The sequence below is a fragment of the Methanosarcina baikalica genome (genome assembly GCF_031461075.1).
Classification (GTDB): domain Archaea; phylum Halobacteriota; class Methanosarcinia; order Methanosarcinales; family Methanosarcinaceae; genus Methanosarcina; species Methanosarcina baikalica.
The window spans coordinates 1-1,203 of sequence record NZ_JAVKPK010000151.1; the positions used below are offsets into that span (position 1 = coordinate 1).

Annotated in this window: 1 protein-coding gene; it reads right to left on the reverse strand. The window is 34.7% G+C overall.

Features of this window, described 5'->3' with window-relative positions; genetic code table 11:
* On the reverse strand, positions 1 to 1,203 hold a 1,203-nt coding region (locus RG963_RS16470), incomplete at both ends, for an IS1634 family transposase (RefSeq protein ID WP_310577357.1).

A 1,203-nucleotide genomic window follows, 5' to 3' on the forward strand; every position in this document is an offset into this window, starting at 1 on the left:
GTTCTTGATGCCACTTTTCACGAACTTTATTGTAAGTGTCAAATTCTTCAAGCTTTTTTTGATGAATTTTGTTGACCTGTGCTTTATCTCATCAAACTCATATCGCATCAGCGATATGAATAATTGAGCAATAAAGCCCAGAAGAATAGCTCCATAAATGCTATTGTCTGACCAAACCCTTAACGGCTTAATCTGTATTTCGTTCTTCAATGAGTCAAATATTTTCTCAATAGAGTCCTTTTCTCTATATATTTCCAATGCCTCTTCAAGTGTCAAATTCTTGTTCGATTTCAGGCAAAAAAATCCTTCTCTTCCATTAATTATCGAATTTTTTAGGAGTTCTATTGCTTCTTCATCACTAAGCTCTTCAAGTTTAGTTCTGAATGAGTAATCAATCTCAATCAACTCATTGTTGACTCTAAACTTCTTAGGAAGCTTTTTATTCTTTGTAATTACTTCCTGGATCTCTTTTGCTTCTTGCAACTTCTTGAGAACAGTTCTTGCTCTTGCTTCCAACTGTTTCTCTTGCAATGATTCTGAGAAATAGAAATACTTAATGCTATTTGGCTTTACGATTTTTATCCCATATATATTTTTTTCAGGATCTATCAGTTGAGCTATTTCTAGATCAAAGCTCTCAATGATCTTATCGTCACTTGAATTCAGTTTCATGGAAGTAAGATACGTCATCTTATCTTCTTGTATTAGCTTAATGTTGTCAACTGTATTAGCTCCTTTGTCAAAAATGATGAGAGAACCTTCTTTGAGTCTACTTTTTACCTGGTTATAAGTATCAGGAAAGTGCTGAAGATCAAGAACATTTCCTCTATTCACAGTAATTCCAATAGGTATGTTTATAGGTTTTTTGAGTTCACTAACTCCAACTGTTATCTGTAGCTTATCAGGCCTATGATCTCTACTATATCCGTACTTACCAAGGTTGGACTTAGTGCCGTGAAGAACTATACTTGTCCAGTCGAGGTTTATGTCTGTCTCTTCAAAATCGTAAACCAAAAACAGACTGCTTAGAATATCCGAAATAATTTCCTCCTTGTTACGTCCCAGGATTTCAAGGGTTCTATAAAGGACTCGTTCATTAAAGCTCTCAAGGTTTAAGATATCGAGAATTTCTTCCTGATTTAACCATTTGCCAGCTTCTTTGATACTAAAATTCTCGGTGAGCTTATAGCTCACCAACCCTAT